Source organism: Bacillus sp. GMs2/2 (assembly GCF_050172095.1).
GTDB lineage: Bacteria > Bacillota > Bacilli > Bacillales > Bacillaceae_G > Bacillus_A > Bacillus_A cereus.
The window spans coordinates 1-2,296 of record NZ_JBNLYE010000519.1; the positions used below are offsets into that span (position 1 = coordinate 1).

The window sequence follows — 2,296 nt, forward strand, 5'->3', positions numbered from 1 at the left end:
GTTTTATAACTTCTTTTCAAAGCTAAATATTTTGAAGTGCTGCTCATTTTTTAAAAGATTTTTGAGTACGTAGCTATATAAGTTTTATTCAATTTCTTTCGTGATTTTTGACAGGTAATTTAAGATTTTCTATTTTATTTCTTAAAGATAGAATTCATTGGTATGTTAAAATAGTACAGTTGTTTTTGATGTACTTTAATATAAGAAGATTTAAGTTAGAAAAGGAGATAATATGAAAAAGATAAGTATAATTACTATAGTAGTCTTAGTCCTGCTAGTAATCGTGTATATGTTAGTTGGAAATTATTTTTATAACTATGCATTAAATGCGAAACAAGAAAAGGAATTTTTGCAAGATAATCCTCATTTAGTGGAAACGGTAAATGCGTCGGGAGATGTATTGGCTGCAAATGAAGAAAAGAATGCAAACTTCGTATCGAAGTATAAACCTAACACATTAACTATACGTTCTTTCGATAAATTAAATTTAAAAGGTTATGAATATATGAATGAACCATCTAGTCATAAATGGGCAATTGTAGTTCATGGATATAGTGGTAGAGCATCAGAAATGACGAAATATGTTCGTAACTTTTATGAACAAGGCTATAATGTCATAGCACCAGACCTTCGTGGGCACGGAAATAGTGAAGGGGATTATGTTGGTATGGGCTGGCATGATCGTAAAGATGTGTTAATTTGGATTCAACAAATCTTAAAGAAAGACCCTAATGCTGAAATAGCTCTATTTGGTGTTTCAATGGGCGGGGCAACTGTAATGATGACTTCAGGAGAAGATTTACCTTCTAATGTTAAAGTTATTATTGAAGATTGTGGATACTCAACTGTTATTGATGAATTTACTTATCAACTAAAAGATTTATTCCACTTACCGAAGTTTCCTGTTATGAATGCGGCAAATACGGTTACTAAATTAAGAGCTGGGTATGATTTAGAAGAGGCCTCAGCTGTAAAACAAGTAGCGAAAAGTAAAACACCTATGCTGTTCATTCATGGGGATGCTGATACATTCGTTCCTTTTGAAATGTTAGATGAAGTATATAATGCTGCAAAAGTAGAAAAAGAGAAATTAATTGTTCCAGGTGCTGGACATGGGGAAGCGGAGAAAGTAGATTCGAATAAATATTGGAATACTGTATGGAAGTTCGTAGGGAAGTATATTCCGGCATAATTAAAGTTGTTGCATTTATATAGACGATAATCGGAGGGATAATAGTTAATCCTTTTGATTATCGTTTTTTTGTTAATTAGGTATTCTGCTATAAGTGTATTTTTGTATGTACTATATGAAGGAGGTAGAGCAAAAACTTTTGAATTCCTTAATCTCAGTGCTACAATGATTGAAAATTAAAAGTTAATGAGGTGTTTCTATGAAAATTGAAGTTTGGTCAGATTTTGTATGCCCATTTTGCTATATTGGGAAACGTAGATTAGAGATAGCTTTAGAGCAATTTCCGCATAAGAAGGATGTTGAAGTTGAGTTTAAAAGTTTTGAATTAGACCAAAATGCTCCAATCTATTCTGGGACAAGTATTAATGAAGTACTTGCATCAAAGTATGGAATTAGTATTGAAGAAGCTAAGCGTAATAACGTACAGCTAGGAAATCATGCAGCTAGTATGGGTTTAAGTTTTAATTTTGATGAGATGAAGCCGACGAACACGTTTGATGCGCATCGTCTTGCGAAGTTTGCAAAGGATCAAGGAAAAGAAAAAGAGATTACGGAAAATCTACTTTTCGCATACTTCACTGAATCGAGAAATTTAAGTGATGTGGATACACTTGCTACTATCGCTGAAGTTTCAGGTTTAGATAAGCAAGAGGCTTTAAATGTTATTAATGATAAAAATGCGTATGCAAATGATGTTAGAATTGATGAAGCGATTGCTCAGCAATATCAAATTTCGGGAGTACCTTATTTTATTATTAATCAAAAGTATGCTATTTCAGGTGCACAACCACTTGAAACTTTTGTTGGTGCACTTCAGCAAGTGTGGGAAGAAGAGAATCCTGCACCTAAGTTACAAGAACTTTCTTCAGAGGGTGGAAGCGATCTTTCTTGTACTGATGGAAGTTGTTCGGCGCCGTCGAAAGAGCAATAGTTTTTATAGTAGAGTAGTACCCCATAGATAGTTCTGTGGGGTGCTTGTATATAACTATAGAAGAAATACATAAGTGAAATCTATAAAATATAAAGTTTTTTAAAAAACATATTGACGATTATACTTTAGAGGTGTAATATAGAACAAGTCGCCGATGACATTAACATCGCAAA

Annotated in this window: 2 protein-coding genes; both read left to right on the forward strand. The window is 33.1% G+C overall.

The window, feature by feature from the left end; genetic code table 11:
• The first annotated feature begins 232 nt into the window (after nt 1–232).
• Nucleotides 233–1,192: an alpha/beta hydrolase gene (locus tag ACQGS6_RS26870; RefSeq protein ID WP_000723977.1), complete on the forward strand. Its 960-nt coding sequence runs from the start codon at nt 233–235 to the stop codon at nt 1,190–1,192.
• Between the two features lie 199 nt (nt 1,193–1,391).
• A complete protein-coding gene (locus ACQGS6_RS26875) occupies nt 1,392–2,123 on the forward strand; it encodes a DsbA family oxidoreductase (protein WP_000687915.1) in 732 nt (243 codons plus the stop codon).
• Nucleotides 2,124–2,296: the final 173 nt, after the last annotated feature.

Coding starts and splice junctions, on each gene's coding strand:
- ACQGS6_RS26870 (WP_000723977.1), top strand. CDS start 233: ATGAAAAAGATAAGTATAATTACTATAGTAGTCTTAGTCCTGCTAGTA.
- ACQGS6_RS26875 (WP_000687915.1), top strand. CDS start 1,392: ATGAAAATTGAAGTTTGGTCAGATTTTGTATGCCCATTTTGCTATATT.